Source organism: Bradyrhizobium sp. Y36, from assembly GCF_002531575.1.
Classification (GTDB): domain Bacteria; phylum Pseudomonadota; class Alphaproteobacteria; order Rhizobiales; family Xanthobacteraceae; genus Bradyrhizobium.
The window spans coordinates 54,471-69,955 of record NZ_NWTI01000012.1; the positions used below are offsets into that span (position 1 = coordinate 54,471).

The window sequence follows — 15,485 nt, forward strand, 5'->3', positions numbered from 1 at the left end:
TGCACACCCGCGCATGCTGTGTCAAAAGGCAAAAATGCCGCATGACACACCTCTCATCGCCACCATCGTCGTTGGACTCGGACTGGCTTTCGTGTTCGGAACCATCGCGCAGCGGTTCCGCATTCCGCCGCTGGTTGGATACCTCCTCGCCGGTGTCGCGGTGGGCCCGTTCACGCCGGGCTTCGTCGCCGACCAGGCGCTCGCCATCGAGCTCTCGGAACTCGGTATCATCCTGCTGATGTTCGGCGTCGGCCTGCATTTCTCGCTGCAGGATCTGCTCAGCGTCCGCAACATCGCCGTGCCCGGCGCCGTCGTGCAGATCGCGGCTGCGACATTGATGGGGCTCGGCCTCGGATGGCTGATGGGTTGGGGTGTCGGCGCCGGCCTCGTGTTCGGCCTTGCATTGTCGGTCGCGAGCACGGTCGTGTTGCTGCGCGCGCTGCAGGAGCGGCGCTTGATGGAGACCGACCGCGGCCGCATCGCCGTTGGCTGGCTGATCGTCGAGGACCTTGCGATGGTGCTCGTGCTGGTGCTGTTTCCGGCCGTTGCCAGCCTTCAGGCTGGCGCCGATGGCAAGCCGGCCTTCGAACCCTTGGCCGCGCAGGCCGGCTTCGGGCTTGCCGGCATCGTGTTGCTGACCTTCGTCAAGATCGCGGTGTTCATCGGCCTGATGCTCGTGGTCGGGCGCCGGGTCATCCCCTGGATCCTGCATTACATTGCCCATACCGGCTCGCGCGAGCTGTTCCGTCTCGCCGTGTTGGCCATCGCGCTCTGCGTCGCCTTCGGGGCGACCAAGCTGTTCGACGTGTCGCTGGCGCTGGGTGCTTTCTTCGCGGGCATGATGCTGCGGGAATCTCCGCTCAGCGCGCGTGCTGCGCAGGAATCGCTGCCGTTGCGCGATGCCTTCGCCGTGCTGTTCTTCGTCTCTGTCGGTATGATGTTCGATCCGATGAGCGTGGTTCGCGAGCCCTGGCCGCTGCTGGCGACGCTCATCATCATCATGATCGGCAAATCTCTCGCGGCGTTCCTGATCGTCGTGCTGTTCCGGCATCCGGTCGCGACCGCGCTGACGATCTCGGCGAGCCTGTCGCAGATCGGCGAGTTCTCCTTCATCCTGGCCGAGCTCGGCGTCGCCTCGCAGATCCTGCCGCGCGAGGGCCGCGACCTGATCATGGCCGGTGCGATCCTCTCCATCATGCTCAACCCGCTGATGTTCGCGGCCGCCACCTGGCTCGCACCGCGCCTCGATCCCCGGCGGGATTCGCCGCAAGCCAAGGCCGCCGTGCCCGAGCCGATCCGCACCACCGATCTCACCGACCATACGATCGTGATCGGCTATGGCCGCGTCGGCGCGCTGGTCGGCGATGCCCTGCAGCAGCGCCAATGGCCGTTCCTCGTCGCCGAGACCGGCGAGAGCGCGCTGGCGAAGCTGAAGCAGGGCGGCATCGAGACCGTTACGGGCAATGCCGCACAGCCCGAGATTCTCGGCGCCACCAATCCGTCGCGGGCGCGGCATCTGGTGATCGCGATCCCGGAAGCGTTCGAGGCGGGGCAGATCGTGCAGCAGGCGCGCGCGGCCAATCCGGATATCCGCATCATCGCGCGGGCGCATGCGGATGCCGAGGTCGATCATTTGAAGGGGCTGGGAGCGGACGTCGTCATCATGGGCGAGCGGGAAATCGCGCGCGGCATGATCGAGGAGCTGGAAAGGAGAGTTCCGGATGCTGCCCAGCAAGATCCCCGCCCCCTCGCGGTCGGTTCGGTCGTTTGAGCTGATCACGCCCGATGGGCGCACCTACCGCTTCCCGCCGCCGTCCCTGTGGCAGCGGCTGCTGCGCTGGGGGCTTCAGCATGCGGAGACGGCGGCGATCTCCGCGGCAATCCTGGTGTTGATCTATGTGGCGGGCTTCGTCGGCGAGGCGTTCGATCGCTCCGTGTTCGACGCGTGCAATGATCGGGTCGGGATGCGCAGGGTGGGTTAGCCCTGCGACTGCGCAAAGCGCAGTTCGCACGGCGTAACTCACCTTACGGCAGCGCGCATGTCGCTACCGCCCCTCCGCCTCGCGCTCCATGTCGCGGCCCGAAAGGTCCTCGCCCTGCATGTTGGCGTAATCGCGCGCCATCTCGCGCATCAGGAATTTTGCGGGGACGTCGTGATAGGTGCCGCGGTCGTTGACATATTGCATGTAGGCGCGGCCCTCGCCGTCGAAGGGATGTAGCAGCGCGTCGCTGTGGCCGTCGAAATCGAGCGGTGCCACGCCGACCTTGGCGCAGAGCGTGTCGTTGAAGGTCGGCGTCGCCTTGCGCCAGGCGCCGTCGACATGCACCTCGGTGAAGCCGTGCCAGGTGAAGATGTCGGTGCCCATGCTGGCGCGCAGCTTCTGCGTGGTGAGATGGTTCTTCACGTCGGCAAAGCCGATCCGCGCGGGAATGTCGTGGACGCGGCAGGCGGCGGCATAGAGCGCGGCCTTGCCGACGCAATAGCCTTGCCCGGCGGCGAGCACGCTCGAAGCGCGAAACGTCTCGGCGACGCGCATGCTGACATAGGGGTTATAGCGGATGCCGTCGCGCACCGCCTTGTAGAGCACGCTCGCCTTCTCCCGCGCGCTCGCATCCGCGCGCACGGCGTTGTTCGCGAATTTCTGCACGGCGGGATGATCGCTGTCGATGTATTCGCCGGGATCGGTGTAGAGGCGGCGGATCGTGTCGGGGAGGATGTCGGTCATATCTAGAGCTTAGCAGGCGATCGCCGCGGAACTCAAATCATGCGATGCGGGTGCGCACCCTCGAATTGCGTCGAGGCGCTGCCGCCAACTCACTGCCGGTTGCGCATCCAGTCGGCGAGCCCCGATATCGCCTTGTCCAGCTCCTGCCGTGCGGCGCTATCTGTGATCGTCTCCTCCATCGCGCCGCGCATGCACAGCATCCACGCGTCGCGCTCGGCATCGCCGATGGCAAAGCCGATATGGCGCTGGCGCAGCCGGGGGTGGCCCTTCTCGGGAGTATAGAGTTTGGGGCCGCCGGTCCATTCGGTGAGATAGCGTTTCAGCACGTCCCTGATCAGTCCGAGGTCGTCGGCATGCATCGCGCGGATCACCTTCGCCTCCGGCAGCGAATCCATGCGGTCGTAGAAGCGGTCGACCAGAAGGTCGATCGTGGCACTGCCGCCGATCCGCTCGAACATGGAGGTGGTGACGTCGGTGGAGGTCATGGGTGGTCCGGATGTGTGTTGCCGGGCTTGCATATAGGATCAGCCGAGCTCGCGCACAAACCTCCGCTGTCGTCCCTGCGCACGCAGGGACCCATAACCACAGGGAGAAGTTTTGCGAAAGCTAGTCGTTCGGGATTGGTCGCGTACATAATCGATGGATCACGCGGTATGGGTCCCTGCGTGCGCAGGGACGACTGCGGGGCGTGAGGTGATAGCGAGGCCCTACAGCGCCACGCTGCGCAGCCCGAAATTGCGGGCTTCGTTCTGCAGCACCGGGCGCACGGCATCGATCAGCCGCGCGGCGGCCGCATCGACCGAAAGGCCTGCCGTATCCACCACCGCCGTCGCGCGCGAATACAGCGGCTCGCGGCTCAGCAGGATGTTGCGCAGCTCGGCCATGGCGGAGCGATCATCCGCCATCGGGCGCAGATCGCCCTGGCGGCGCACGCGCGCCATGTGCTCCTCGGGCTCGGCCTTCAGCCAGATCGTGTAGAACGAGGTCAGGATCTGGTCGAAGGTCAAGGGCTCCGAGACGATGCCGCCGCCGGTCGCGAGCACCATCAGCTCGTTGCGCGCGAGCAGCTGCTGCAGCGCCGCCTGCTCCATGCGGCGAAAACCTTCCTGGCCGTACAGCGCGATGATCTCGGCGACCGAGAGCCCGTTCTGCTGCTCGACCTCCTTGTTGAGCTCGACAAAACTCCAGCCGATTTTTTTCGCCAGCATCCGCCCGAGCGTCGACTTGCCGGCACCGCGCAGGCCAATCAGCGCGATGCCGCAGAACGGGGCGCGCCGCGGCGCATTGGCGCTGCCGCCTGCGAGCAGGTCCTTGGCCTGCGCGATCTGCGCCGGCGTCGCCTTGCGCAGGAGGTCGCGAAACATCTGCCAGTCCGGCGTCGGCTCGGTCGAGGGCAGCAGATCCTCGAGATGCGCGCCCATCGCGTCGGAGACGCGCCGCAGCAGCACGATGGAGACATTGCCCTTGCCGCTTTCGAGCTGCGCGATGTAGCGCTCCGAAATCCCGGAGACCTTGGCGAGCACCTTGCGTGACATGCCGCGCAACGCGCGCATGGTGCGCACGCGTTGGCCGAGCTGTTCGAGGAAGCGGGATTCGGCGTCGGGACTGTCGGTCATGAGCCTTCTTTAAAAGATGTCCTGCGGCGCATTTTAATGAAACATAATGCCTGCTAGCATTGACAGCAAGCCGCCGCAGTGTCTTTCTATGAATTATAATTCTAAATTCGGGGGAGAAGTCCGTGAGCGAGGGATCCTACAACGCGGTGACCTGGCTGCTCGACCGTAACGTCGGGGAGGGCCGGGGCAACAAGCTCGCCTTCGACGACACCGTCTCGCGGCTGACCTATGGCGAACTCCAGCAACAGACCTGCCGCGCCGCCAACATGCTGCGCCGGCTCGGCGTCCGCCGCGAGGAGCGCGTGGCGATGATCATGCTGGATACGATCGACTTCCCGGTCGTGTTCCTGGGCGCGATCCGCGCCGGCATCGTGCCGGTGCCGCTGAACACGCTGCTGACGGCGGATCAATACGCCTACATCCTCGCCGACTGCCGCGCGCGCGTGCTGTTCGTCTCCGAGGCGCTCTATCCCGTCATCAGGGACGTGGTCGGCCGCATGCCGGATCTCGAACACGTCGTGGTCTCCGGGGCCAAGCAGAATGGCCACAAGCAGCTCGGCGAAGAGATCGCCGGCGAGAGCGACCAGTTCACCACCGCCGCGACCCATCCGGACGAGCCGGCGTTCTGGCTGTATTCGTCCGGTTCGACCGGCATGCCCAAGGGCGTGCGCCATATCCATTCGAACTTGCAGGCGACCGCCGACACCTACGCAAAACAGGTGCTCGGCATCCGTGAGAGCGATGTGTGCCTGTCCGCGGCCAAGCTGTTCTTCGCCTATGGGCTCGGCAATGCACTGACCTTCCCGATGTCGGTCGGCGCCAGCGTGATCCTGAACAGCGAACGCCCGACGCCGGCGCGCATGTTCGACCTGATGAACCGCTACAATCCCTCGATCTTCTACGGCGTGCCGACCCTGTTCGCGGCCATGCTCAACGACGAGACCATGAAGAGCGAGCGCGGCGGCAAAGCACTGCGCATCTGCACCTCCGCCGGCGAGGCGCTCCCCGAGTCCGTCGGCAACAGCTGGAAGGCGCGCTTCGGCGTCGACATCCTCGACGGCGTCGGCTCGACCGAGCTGTTGCACATCTTCCTGTCGAACGCGCCCGGCGACATCAAATACGGCTCGTCCGGCAAGCCGGTGCCCGGCTATGCGGTGCGGCTGGTCAACGAGGCCGGCCAGGATGTCGCCGACGGCGAGGTCGGCGAGCTCCTGGTCGATGCACCCTCGGCCGGCGAGGGCTACTGGAATCAGCGTCACAAGAGCCGCCGCACCTTTGAAGGACCGTGGACCCGCACCGGAGACAAATATGTCCGCGACGGCGACGGCCGCTACACCTTCTGCGGCCGCGCCGACGACATGTTCAAGGTCTCAGGCATCTGGGTCTCGCCCTTTGAGGTCGAGAGCGCGCTGATCACCCATCCCGCCGTGCTCGAAGCCGCCGTCGTGCCGGAGGCCGATCCGGAAGGCTTGCTGAAGCCGAAAGCCTTCGTCGTGCTGCGCCCCGGCGCGACCACGACGGAGTTGCAGGAGAGGCTCAAGGAGCACGTCAAGCACAAGATCGGCCCTTGGAAATATCCGCGCTGGATCGACGTGGTGGAGTCCTTGCCGAAGACGGCGACGGGCAAGATCCAGCGGTTCAAGCTGCGGGAAGGGGCGCATTGATTCCTCGTCATTCCGGGGCGATGCGCAGCATCGAACCCGGAATCTCGAGCCGCAAAACAATCTCGAGATTCCGGATCAGCTCGCGCTGCGAGCTGTCCGGAATGACGGAATGAACAGGAACAACCCCATGACCAATCTCACCCCCACCGGCTTCCTCGGCATCGCCGGCGCCAGCCTCGAATACAAATGGCTCGCGCCGCAATCGGCCGATGCGCCCACCATCGTCATGCTGCATGAAGGGCTCGGCTCGGTCGGGCTCTGGGGCGATCTTCCCGAGAAGCTGCAGCAAGCCACCGGCGCCGGCATCTTTGCCTATTCGCGTGCGGGCTACGGCCAATCGAGCCCGGTGAGCTTGCCGCGGCCGCTCGACTACATGCAGCGCGAAGCGCTCGACGTGCTGCCGAAGATCCTCGACGCGATTCCGTTCAAGCGCGGCCTGCTGCTCGGCCATTCCGACGGCGCCTCGATCGCAACCATTTATGCCGGTTCACACCAGGATCACCGTCTGCAGGGCATTGCGCTGATCGCGCCGCATTTCATCGTCGAGGACGTCTCGGTGACATCCATCGCGGAGATCAGGACGGCGTTCGAGACCACCGACCTCAAGGCCAGGCTGGCGCGCTGGCACAAGGACGTCGACAACGCCTTCTACGGCTGGAACGGCGCCTGGCTCGATCCGAAATTCCGCGACTGGGACATCTCCGAATACCTCGCCTATATCCGCGTTCCCGTCCTGATCCTGCAGGGCGAGAATGATCAATATGGGACATTGCGTCAGGTCGAAATTGCCAGGGAAGAGTGCTACTGTCCGGTAGATTTTAAATTCATTTCAGAGGCGGGCCATTCCCCGCATCGTGAAGCGCCGGGGGCGACGCTTGACGCTATCGAGCAATTTGCAAGCGCGGCCCTGCGCGCCGATCAGGGACTCCAGGTGCACGCCGCATGACCATGCGGAGGCACATCCATGAATGTGCCTTCACATCTGACCGGCCCATTGCCGTGGCCGCAATGGGCCTATGTGCCCGGCGAGACCGGCGCGGTGGAAGCCGATTCCGAGACGCTGGACATGGCCAAGGCGCTGGTGCCGTCGGTCTTCCGCGGCCATGTGCCGGCGCGCCATCCGGCGCTGCGCTACGGGCTTGCGCTCAACGACCGCGGCTATTTCTGGGAGTCGCAGGAGGTGCTCGAGGCGGTGTGGGCGGCTGCGCCCCAGGGCGGCCGCGAGCGTGTGCTGCTGCGCGCCTGCATCTACATCGCGAACGCGAATTTGCGGCTGCGCATGCAAAGATCGCATTCGGCCGCGCGCTTGTTCGGCGATGCGCTGACGGAGCTGAGAGCGCTGATCTCGCGCAAGGCGGTGGCGGGCGGCGACGGCTTTGTCGAGAGCTTTCCGGCCCCGGCCCTGGTCGCGCTGCTGCAGGCCAAGCTCGGCCGCCCCGAACTCACCAAGGCCGACTGGATCGCGCTCGGGGCGACCTCACGGTCCTGACGCCTCATGAAACAAAATGCATGTGATGACGGTTAAGGGCTAGACGCGTTCAAAAAGATGCACTATTGTGCATCTAACGCTAAGGCGAAAATGCATAATCAAGCTCAGGGATGACCCATGGCCGGGGAAGATCGGCGCCTCGCAGGCGGCGCGACATTCATCGATTTCCAGACCGAACCGTCCCGCTACAAGCACTGGAAGCTTGCGGTCGACGGCGACGTCGCGACGCTGACCATGGACGTCGACGAGAATGGCGGCCTGTTCGAGGGCTACCTGCTCAAGCTCAACTCCTACGATCTCGGCGTCGACATCGAGCTGGCGGATGCGGTCCAGCGCCTGCGCTTCGAGCATCCCGAGGTCAAGGTCGTGCTGATGCGCTCGGCCAAGAACCGTGTGTTCTGCGCCGGCGCCAACATCCGCATGCTCGCGGGCTCCACCCACGCCCACAAGGTCAATTTCTGCAAGTTCACCAACGAGACCCGCAACGGCATGGAGGACTCCTCGGAGAATTCCGGCCAGCGCTTCATCACCGTGGTGAACGGCTCGGCCGCGGGCGGCGGCTATGAGCTCGCGCTCGCCACCGACCACATCATCCTCGCCGACGACGGATCGTCTGCGGTGGCGCTGCCCGAAGTGCCGCTGCTCGCGGTGCTGCCGGGCACCGGCGGCCTGACCCGCGTCGTCGACAAGCGCAAGGTGCGCCGCGACCATGCCGATTTCTTCTGCACCATCGAGGAGGGCGTGAAGGGCAAGCGCGCCGTGCAGTGGCGCCTCGTCGACGAGATCGCGCCGAACTCCAAGCTCGAGGCCAAGATCGCCGAGCGCGCCAGGGAGTTCGCAGGTCAATCGAAGCGCAAGGGCAGCGGCAAGGGGATCGCGCTGACACCACTGAAGCGCGTGATCGACGAGAACAGCATCCGTTACGGCTTCGTCACCGTCGACATCGACCGCGCCGCCCGCATCGCCACAATCTCGATCAAGGCCCCCGAAGCCGCGCCGCCCGCCGACATCGACGGCATGATGGCGCAGGGCGCCGCGTTCTGGCCGCTGCAGGTCGCGCGCGAGCTCGACGATGCCATCCTGCATCTGCGCATCAACGAGCTCGAGATCGCCATGCTGGTGTTCAAGAGCCATGGCGACCGCGCCCATGTGCTCGCGCATGACGCCTTCCTCGAAGCCAACAAGACGCATTGGCTGGTCAACGAGATCCGCCATTACTGGAAGCGCGTGCTCAAGCGCATCGACGTCACCTCGCGCACGCTGGTGACGCTGGTCGAGCCCGGCTCCTGCTTTGCCGGCACGCTCGCCGAGCTCGTCTTCGCCGCCGACCGCTCCTACATGCTGATCGGCACGCGCCAGGGCGACAACCGCCCGCCGCCCGCGATCGAGCTCTCCGCCATGAACTTCGGCCCGTATCCGATGAGCCATGGCCTGACGCGGCTGCAGTCGCGCTTCCAGGCCGATCCTGCCGATGTGGAGCGCGCCGAAGCCACGCTCGGCACCAGCCTCGACGCCGAGCAGGCCGAGGAGCTCGGCCTCGTCACCTTCGCGCTCGACGACATCGATTGGGACGACGAAGTCCGCGTGTTCCTGGAGGAGCGCGCCAGTTTCTCGCCCGACAGCCTCACCGGCATGGAGGCGAGCCTGCGCTTCGTCGGCCCCGAGACCATGGAATCAAAGATCTTCGCGCGCCTCACGGCCTGGCAGAACTGGATCTTCCAGCGCCCCAACGCCGTCGGCGAGGAAGGCGCGCTGCGCCGCTACGGCAGCGGCCAGAAGCCGAAATTCGATATGACGCGGGTGTAGCTATCGTGTCCCGGGCGCGCTGCGGCACGAAGTGACGCTGCGCAGAACCGGGACCCACAAAGACCGAGCAATGGGTCCCGGCTCTGCAGCGCACCGCTTCGCGGCTCGCGCAGCGTCCGGGACAAGAGACAGACCAAGGAGAGCACGGCCATGAACATGAACATCATGAACGTCGACTACTCGACCAAGATTCCCAACAACGTCAATCTCGCCGAAGACCGCCAGGTGCTCAAGGCGCTGGAAGGCTGGCATCCCGGCTACATGGACTGGTGGAGCGACATGGGGCCGGAAGGCTTCCAGGAATCGCTGGTGTATTTGCGCACCGCTTACTCCGTCGATCCGCGCGGCTGGGCCAAGTTCGACTACGTCCGCATGCCCGAATATCGCTGGGGCATCCTGCTTGCGCCGCAGGAAGAGAACCGCGTCGTTCCGTTCGGCGAGCATTATGGCGAGCCGGCCTGGCAGGAAGTGCCGGGCGAGCATCGTGCCATGCTGCGCCGCCTGATCGTGATCCAGGGCGACACCGAGCCGGCCTCGGTCGAGCAGCAGCGCCATCTCGGCAAGACCGCGCCCTCGCTCTACGACATGCGCAACCTGTTCCAGGTCAATGTCGAGGAAGGCCGCCATCTCTGGGCGATGGTCTACCTGCTGCAGAAATATTTTGGCCGCGACGGCCGCGAGGAAGCCGATGATTTGCTGCGCCGCCGCTCCGGCGATGCCGACGCGCCGCGCATGCTGGGTGCCTTCAACGAGGCGACGCCGGACTGGCTGTCGTTCTTCATGTTCACCTATTTCACCGACCGTGACGGCAAGATGCAGCTGCACTCGCTGGCGCAGTCCGGCTTCGATCCCTTGTCGCGCACCTGCCGCTTCATGCTGACGGAAGAAGCGCACCACATGTTCGTCGGCGAGACCGGCATCACCCGCGTCGTGCAGCGCACCTGCGATGCGATGCGCGAAGCCGGCATCACCGATCCCACCGACATCGCCAAGGTCCGCGCGCTCGGCGTGATCGACCTTCCGACCATCCAGAAGAAGCTGAATCTGCACTACACGCTGTCGCTCGATCTGTTCGGCTCGGAAGTCTCGACCAACGCGGCCAACGCCTTCAACGCCGGCATCAAGGGCCGCTATCACGAGACCCAGATCGAGGACGACCACCAGCTCAAGAACTCCACCTATCCGGTGCTCAAGCTGATCAACGGCGAGATCAAGCTGGTCGACGAGCCGGCGCTGACCGCGCTCAACATGCGCCTGCGCGACGATTACAGCCAGGACTGCGTCAAGGGCATGCTGCGCTGGAACAAGGTGATCACGACCGCGGGCTACGATTTCCAGCTCAAGCTGCCGAACGTCGCCTTCCACCGCCACATCGGCGAGTTCAAGGACGTGCATGCGACGCCCGACGGCATTCTGATCGACAATGCCACCTGGGCCAAGCGCAAGGACGAGTGGCTGCCCTCGACCGCCGACGGCGACTTCATCACCTCGCTGATGCAGCCCGTCACCGAGCAAGGCAAGTTCGCCTCCTGGATCTCGCCGCCGAAGGTCGGCATCGACAACAAGCCCGGCGATTTCGAGTACGTGAAGATCGAGTCGTAGGCTTTGCCAGCGCGGCGCGACGTCCGCGCCATACGAAGACTGTCATCACCCGCGAAAGCGGGTGATCCAGTATTCCAGAGACAGCAGAGATAAATCGAGAAGCCGCGGCGTACTGGATGCCCCGGTCAAGCCGGGGCATGACAGCGGTGTGTGTCGCGAAGGCGGAGCGTAAGCGGTTCGCCTATCCCGCGATCTCCAGCCCGGCATTGGCGTAGACCACACCGCCGTCCACCGCGATGGTGTTGCCGACCACGTAGTCGCCCGCGCGCGAGGCGAGGTAGATCGCAACGCCGGCCATATCCTCGTCGCTTCCGATCCGCCGCGCCGGAATGCGCTTGGCGACCTCGTCCGCGTGGTCCCGCGCGGCGCGGTTCATGTCGGATTTGAACGCGCCCGGTGCGATCGCGGTGACGTTGATGTTGTCCTTGATCAGCTTGGTCGCCATGCGCCGCGTCAGGTGGATCACCGCGGCCTTGCTGGCGGCGTAGGAATAGGTCTCGCTCGGGTTGACGAAGATGCCGTCGACCGAGGCGATGTTGATGACCTTGGCGGGCCGCTCGTGCGAGGCTGCGGCGCGGAGCGGCTTGGCCAGCGCCTTGGTCAGGAAGAACAGCGACTTGACGTTGAGGTCCATCACCTTGTCCCAGCCGCTTTCGGGGAATTCGTCGAACTCCGCGCCCCAGGCCGCGCCCGCGTTGTTGACGAGGATGTCGAGCTTCGGCTCCAGCTTGATGATCTCGGACGCGAGCCGGTCGCAGCCTTCAATGGTGGAGATGTCGATCGGCAGCGCGATGCACTCGCCGCCATACTGCGCGCTGAGCTCCTTGGCCGTGGCCTCGCACGGTCCGGCCTTGCGCGCGGTGATGTAGACCTTCGCGGCGCCGGCGCTGAGAAATCCCGCCGCGATCATCTTGCCGATGCCGCGCGACCCGCCGGTCACCAGCGCGACGCGGCCGTTGAGCGAAAACATATCCTTGAACATGGTGCCTCCCTGGGTTGGCGCTGTTTTGGGCGGGGAGGGCAGGGGAGTCAAGGAAGGGTGGGATCAGATAGGAATGGAGCGCGGCGGCGGCTCCACCAAGCCAGTGTCGTCCCTGCGAACGCAGGGACCCATAACCCCAGGGAGGAGTTTGGCGAAGACTGGTTGTTCGGTACGGCTACTCACATCAATCGATAGATCACGCGGTATGGGTCCCTGCGTTCGCAGGGACGACAGCGGAGATTGGAGTGCCTACGCCGCCGCAATCCGGCGAAAGCCGTTCCACATCGCGGTTGCGGCGCCCGAGGTCAGCACCGGCAGGATACGCGCGTCCTGGTAATTGCCGTTGAGCGAGACGCGCGGCAGCGCCGTCATGTGATCGGCATTCTCGGCGAACAGCATGCCCGGCCGCGTCGTCACCGCGGTCTTGAAGCCGGCCGTCGCGGCCAGGCCGAATTCGCGCGTGGCTGCGGCCTCGCGGTCGCCATAGGGATAGGCGAGATGCAGCACGGGGCGCTCCAGCGCCTGCTCGATCCGTGCCCGGCTCGCGGTCAGCTCCTGCGCGGCGACGTCTTCGGCCAGCTTGGCGAGGTTGCAATGACTGACGCTATGCGCGCCGATCGTCACCAGCGGATCGGCGGCAAAGCTCTTCAGCTCGTCCCAGGACAGGCAGAGGCTGCGGCACAGCGCGGCCATGTCGACGTCATGGGTGGTGCAGAGCGTCTCGATCTCGCGCGCCAGATCGTACTCGCCCGGCAGCGCGCGCAGCCAGTCGTGCAGGCGATCATAGGCGGCCTGTTTGGCCGCAGGCGTCGTCGCATCGAGCCGCAGCGCCGAATGGCCGATCGTGACGTCGATCTGCTCGGCCTTGGCGATCACGGCTTCCAGCGCCGCCCACCATATCCGTCCAGTGCCTTCGGCAAAATCGCTCGCGACATAGACCGTCAGCGGTGCGTCGAATTCGCGCAACACCGGCAGCGCATGGTCCAGATTGTCGCGATAGCCGTCGTCGAAGGTAAAGGCGGCGAAGCGGCGCTCGAACCGGCCCTGCACCAGCCGCTCATGCAGCTCGTCCATGGTGACGATGTCGATGTCGCGCGAGCGCAGATGGCGCAGCGTCTCGCGCAGGAATTCGGGGGTGACTTCGAGGTGCCGGTTCGGCTGGAACGCCGCCTCGCGGGCCGGCCGGACGTGGTGCAGCATGAAAATGGCGCCGACGCCCGACAGAAGCGGGCGCAGCAAATGATGTGCCCCGCTGAAATAGAGTGCTCCCAGCCCGGCGCGGATGACGTTGTTACGTAGTTGTTTCATGACCGGCTGGCGGACTTTGGCATTCCGCCTTCAACTTACGGAAGAACCCTTGAAGAAAAAGTTATTCCGATTGTTCAGCCGGTGCCTTCGGAACGGCGCCATTTCCGGTTTGACAGCCTGCCAAGGGTTTGTTTTGTCTCCGGTTCCAGAGTTCGGGTCGTCGAATGCAAAAGCTTTTCAGGTGGGCCAGCAAATGGTGGCCGGGGTTAATTCCCCTGGCCGTCATGTGGGGATTTGCGGCCTGGAATAATACCTTACCGGTCGAGGCCGACCTGTCGGCCCGCAGCTCGGCCGCGCTGAAGGGGACCGTCCTGGACAAGACCCGGATCGCCGTGGACGGCCGCGACGTCGGTCTGGTGGCCGACGCCTTCTCCGAGGAGGGCCGCCGCGACGCCGTGATGGCGGTCGAGAGCGTCCCGGGCGTGCGCCTGGTCGACGACCGGACCCGCCTTGTTCCCGAGGCCAAACCGTTCGTCTGGAACGCCGAACGCGACGTGGTGCGGGTGACGTTGTCGGGCTCGGCGCCCTTGCCGTCGATCAAGGGCCGGCTGGCCGAGGCGGCCCGCAAGGAGGTCGGCGGCGCCGAGGTGGCCGACCAGATGGGCCTGGCGCGGGGCGCGCCGCCGCGGTTCGAGGCCGCCGCGATGCTGCTGCTGGACCAGATCGGCAAGCTGAAGGACGGCAAGATCACGATATCAGACACCCAGGTCAATCTGTCGGGCATGGCGCGCGATCTCGGCGGTCGCGAGGCGATCGCGGCGGCGCTGAAGAACCTGCCCGAGGGCTTCTCGATCGCCGCCAACGACGTCAAGGCGCCGCCCTACATCTTCCAGGCCTACAAGGATCCGGTCGCCGCGACCGTGACGCTGACCGGCTATGTCCCCGACAATGCCATCCACGCGGCGATCGCCACCAGCGCGTCGCGAAAGTTCTTCACCGAGAAGGTCGTCGACAATCTCAAGGCCAGCATCGGTGCGCCCGGCTCCTTCAACACGGCCGTGATCGCCGCGCTCGGCGCGCTGTCGCGGCTGTCGACCGGCACGCTCGTCGTCTCCGACCGCGAGGTGAAGCTGTCGGGCGATGCGCTCTACGAAGGCGCCGCCAACGACATCCGCGCCGGGCTCGGCAAGGACTTCCCGAAGAACTGGCAATACAAGCCGGAGATCACGGTGAAGCCCGCGGCGGGCCCGGTCGACGGCACCGTGTGCCAGCAATTGTTCACGGACCTGCTGGCCAAGGGCAAGATCCGCTTCGCGGCCAAGCGCGCCGACATCGATCCGGATTCCGCCGCCATTCTCGATCATCTGATCGAGACGGCGCTGCGCTGCCCCAATACCAATGTCGAGGTGGCCGGGCATACCGACGCCGACGGCGAGGGCGGCTTCAACCAGGCGCTCTCGGAGAAGCGCGCACAGGCGGTGATCGACTATCTGGTCAAGGCCGGCCTGCCCGCCAGCCGCTTCACCGCGGTCGGCCATGGCAGCACGCAGCCCATCGCCGGCAACGACACCGACGAAGGCAAGGCGCAAAACCGCCGCATCGAATTTCTGGTGAGGTGACGATGCCCTATCTCCTCTCGTTCCATATGGGCTGGCTGATCGGCTCGGGGCTGCTCGGCTTTTGCATGGGCTGGATCTCGGTGGTCCAGCGCGGCAACGGCACCTCGAAGGTGACCGCGCGCTGGCTCGCCGCGCTTGCCGCCGCCCTGGTCGCGGCCTCGTTCGCCCATGTCGTCCCCGGCCGCTTCGGCTACTGGCTCGATCTCGGCCTCGTCATGTTCGCCTGTTACCTCGTCGGCTGCACCATCGGCGCCTGGCTGCGCGACCGTGTGGTCGCACGCAGCATGCGGGCCGGCTGAGCCGGCGGCTGTCTGCGAGGATCGGACTGCCGCCTGCCGGCCTTGCGATCTGGCCGCGTCCGGCCGGCTTTTGGTGGCCGCGACGTTCCGGCGCAGCGGAGATTCGGTGAACGATGCCCGAAATGCCCCCTCTTTCAACAGGCGGTCGTCGCTCCTAGATTGATTTCGACTTAAGGCGTGACGGAACATTGTGCGGCTGAAATCATCAAAACTTCATGGCGCCTGCGCAGGATCGCCATGGAGATTCGCCCCGAGCCTTGCCGCCGAAGGCGCCAAACCGTGCATCAGGAGCCCATAACCCTGCCTAAAATATTGAAGGCACGTGTTTTTGTTCGAATTGGCGAATTCCACTCCGCCCCAAAACGCGCTAGTGGAGGGGCAGGGGGCATGCGCGATGCCGGAGCCGGCGGCGAGGGGTCGTCGCGGGCCTGCGC

14 protein-coding genes are annotated in these 15,485 nt (G+C 65.4%); 9 read left to right on the plus strand and 5 right to left on the minus strand.

Features of this window, described 5'->3' with window-relative positions:
- Positions 1 to 34 precede the first annotated feature (34 nt).
- Positions 35 to 1,771: a YbaL family putative K(+) efflux transporter gene (gene ybaL / locus CO669_RS20170; RefSeq protein ID WP_097661694.1), complete on the plus strand. Its 1,737-nt coding sequence runs from the start codon at positions 35 to 37 to the stop codon at positions 1,769 to 1,771.
- Positions 1,722 to 1,982 carry a hypothetical protein gene (locus CO669_RS20175; RefSeq protein ID WP_097661695.1) on the plus strand — a complete coding sequence of 87 codons (261 nt, stop codon included), beginning with the start codon at positions 1,722 to 1,724 and terminating at the stop codon, positions 1,980 to 1,982. Before ybaL ends, CO669_RS20175 begins: the two co-directional genes overlap by 50 nt.
- A 63-nt stretch (positions 1,983 to 2,045) precedes the next feature.
- Here CO669_RS20175 and CO669_RS20180 read toward each other — a convergent pair whose 3' ends face one another.
- The 3 genes from CO669_RS20180 to CO669_RS20190 form a co-directional block, all read right to left on the minus strand.
- Positions 2,046 to 2,726: a transglutaminase-like domain-containing protein gene (locus tag CO669_RS20180; protein ID WP_097661696.1), complete on the minus strand. Its 681-nt coding sequence runs from the start codon at positions 2,724 to 2,726 to the stop codon at positions 2,046 to 2,048.
- Between the two features lie 89 nt (positions 2,727 to 2,815).
- Positions 2,816 to 3,211 (minus strand): group II truncated hemoglobin, encoded by a 396-nt coding sequence (locus CO669_RS20185; RefSeq protein WP_097661697.1) that lies wholly within the window; start codon positions 3,209 to 3,211, stop codon positions 2,816 to 2,818.
- Between the two features lie 222 nt (positions 3,212 to 3,433).
- A complete protein-coding gene (locus CO669_RS20190; protein WP_097661698.1) occupies positions 3,434 to 4,342 on the minus strand; it encodes a helix-turn-helix transcriptional regulator in 909 nt (302 codons plus the stop codon).
- Positions 4,343 to 4,464: 122 nt separating this feature from the next.
- On the opposite strand from CO669_RS20190, the gene CO669_RS20195 reads away from it, so the two are divergent.
- From CO669_RS20195 to boxB, 5 genes are all read left to right on the plus strand, one after another.
- Positions 4,465 to 6,006: a benzoate-CoA ligase family protein gene (locus CO669_RS20195; protein ID WP_097661699.1), complete on the plus strand. Its 1,542-nt coding sequence runs from the start codon at positions 4,465 to 4,467 to the stop codon at positions 6,004 to 6,006.
- A gap of 127 nt (positions 6,007 to 6,133) precedes the next feature.
- Positions 6,134 to 6,952 (plus strand): alpha/beta fold hydrolase, encoded by an 819-nt coding sequence (locus tag CO669_RS20200; RefSeq protein ID WP_198964129.1) that lies wholly within the window; start codon positions 6,134 to 6,136, stop codon positions 6,950 to 6,952.
- A gap of 18 nt (positions 6,953 to 6,970) precedes the next feature.
- Positions 6,971 to 7,495 (plus strand): DUF309 domain-containing protein, encoded by a 525-nt coding sequence (locus tag CO669_RS20205; protein WP_097661701.1) that lies wholly within the window; start codon positions 6,971 to 6,973, stop codon positions 7,493 to 7,495.
- 117 nt (positions 7,496 to 7,612) lie between these two features.
- Positions 7,613 to 9,301, plus strand: coding sequence for a 2,3-epoxybenzoyl-CoA dihydrolase (gene boxC / locus CO669_RS20210; protein WP_097661702.1), 1,689 nt, complete (start codon positions 7,613 to 7,615; stop codon positions 9,299 to 9,301).
- Between the two features lie 150 nt (positions 9,302 to 9,451).
- Positions 9,452 to 10,903 carry a benzoyl-CoA 2,3-epoxidase subunit BoxB gene (gene boxB / locus CO669_RS20215; RefSeq protein ID WP_097661703.1) on the plus strand — a complete coding sequence of 484 codons (1,452 nt, stop codon included), beginning with the start codon at positions 9,452 to 9,454 and terminating at the stop codon, positions 10,901 to 10,903.
- Positions 10,904 to 11,084: 181 nt separating this feature from the next.
- Here boxB and CO669_RS20220 read toward each other — a convergent pair whose 3' ends face one another.
- Both CO669_RS20220 and CO669_RS20225 read right to left on the minus strand, forming a co-directional pair.
- Positions 11,085 to 11,885 (minus strand): SDR family NAD(P)-dependent oxidoreductase, encoded by an 801-nt coding sequence (locus CO669_RS20220; RefSeq protein WP_097661704.1) that lies wholly within the window; start codon positions 11,883 to 11,885, stop codon positions 11,085 to 11,087.
- A gap of 249 nt (positions 11,886 to 12,134) precedes the next feature.
- Positions 12,135 to 13,193, minus strand: a complete 1,059-nt coding sequence (locus CO669_RS20225; RefSeq protein ID WP_097661705.1) for a polysaccharide deacetylase family protein — start codon at positions 13,191 to 13,193, stop codon at positions 12,135 to 12,137.
- Between the two features lie 164 nt (positions 13,194 to 13,357).
- Between CO669_RS20225 and CO669_RS20230 the strand changes: the two genes are divergently transcribed.
- Both CO669_RS20230 and CO669_RS20235 read left to right on the plus strand, forming a co-directional pair.
- Entirely contained in the window at positions 13,358 to 14,752 is a 1,395-nt protein-coding gene (locus tag CO669_RS20230; RefSeq protein ID WP_097661706.1) for an OmpA family protein, read from the plus strand.
- A gap of 2 nt (positions 14,753 to 14,754) precedes the next feature.
- Positions 14,755 to 15,051, plus strand: a complete 297-nt coding sequence (locus CO669_RS20235) for a hypothetical protein (RefSeq protein ID WP_198964130.1) — start codon at positions 14,755 to 14,757, stop codon at positions 15,049 to 15,051.
- Positions 15,052 to 15,485 lie beyond the last annotated feature (434 nt).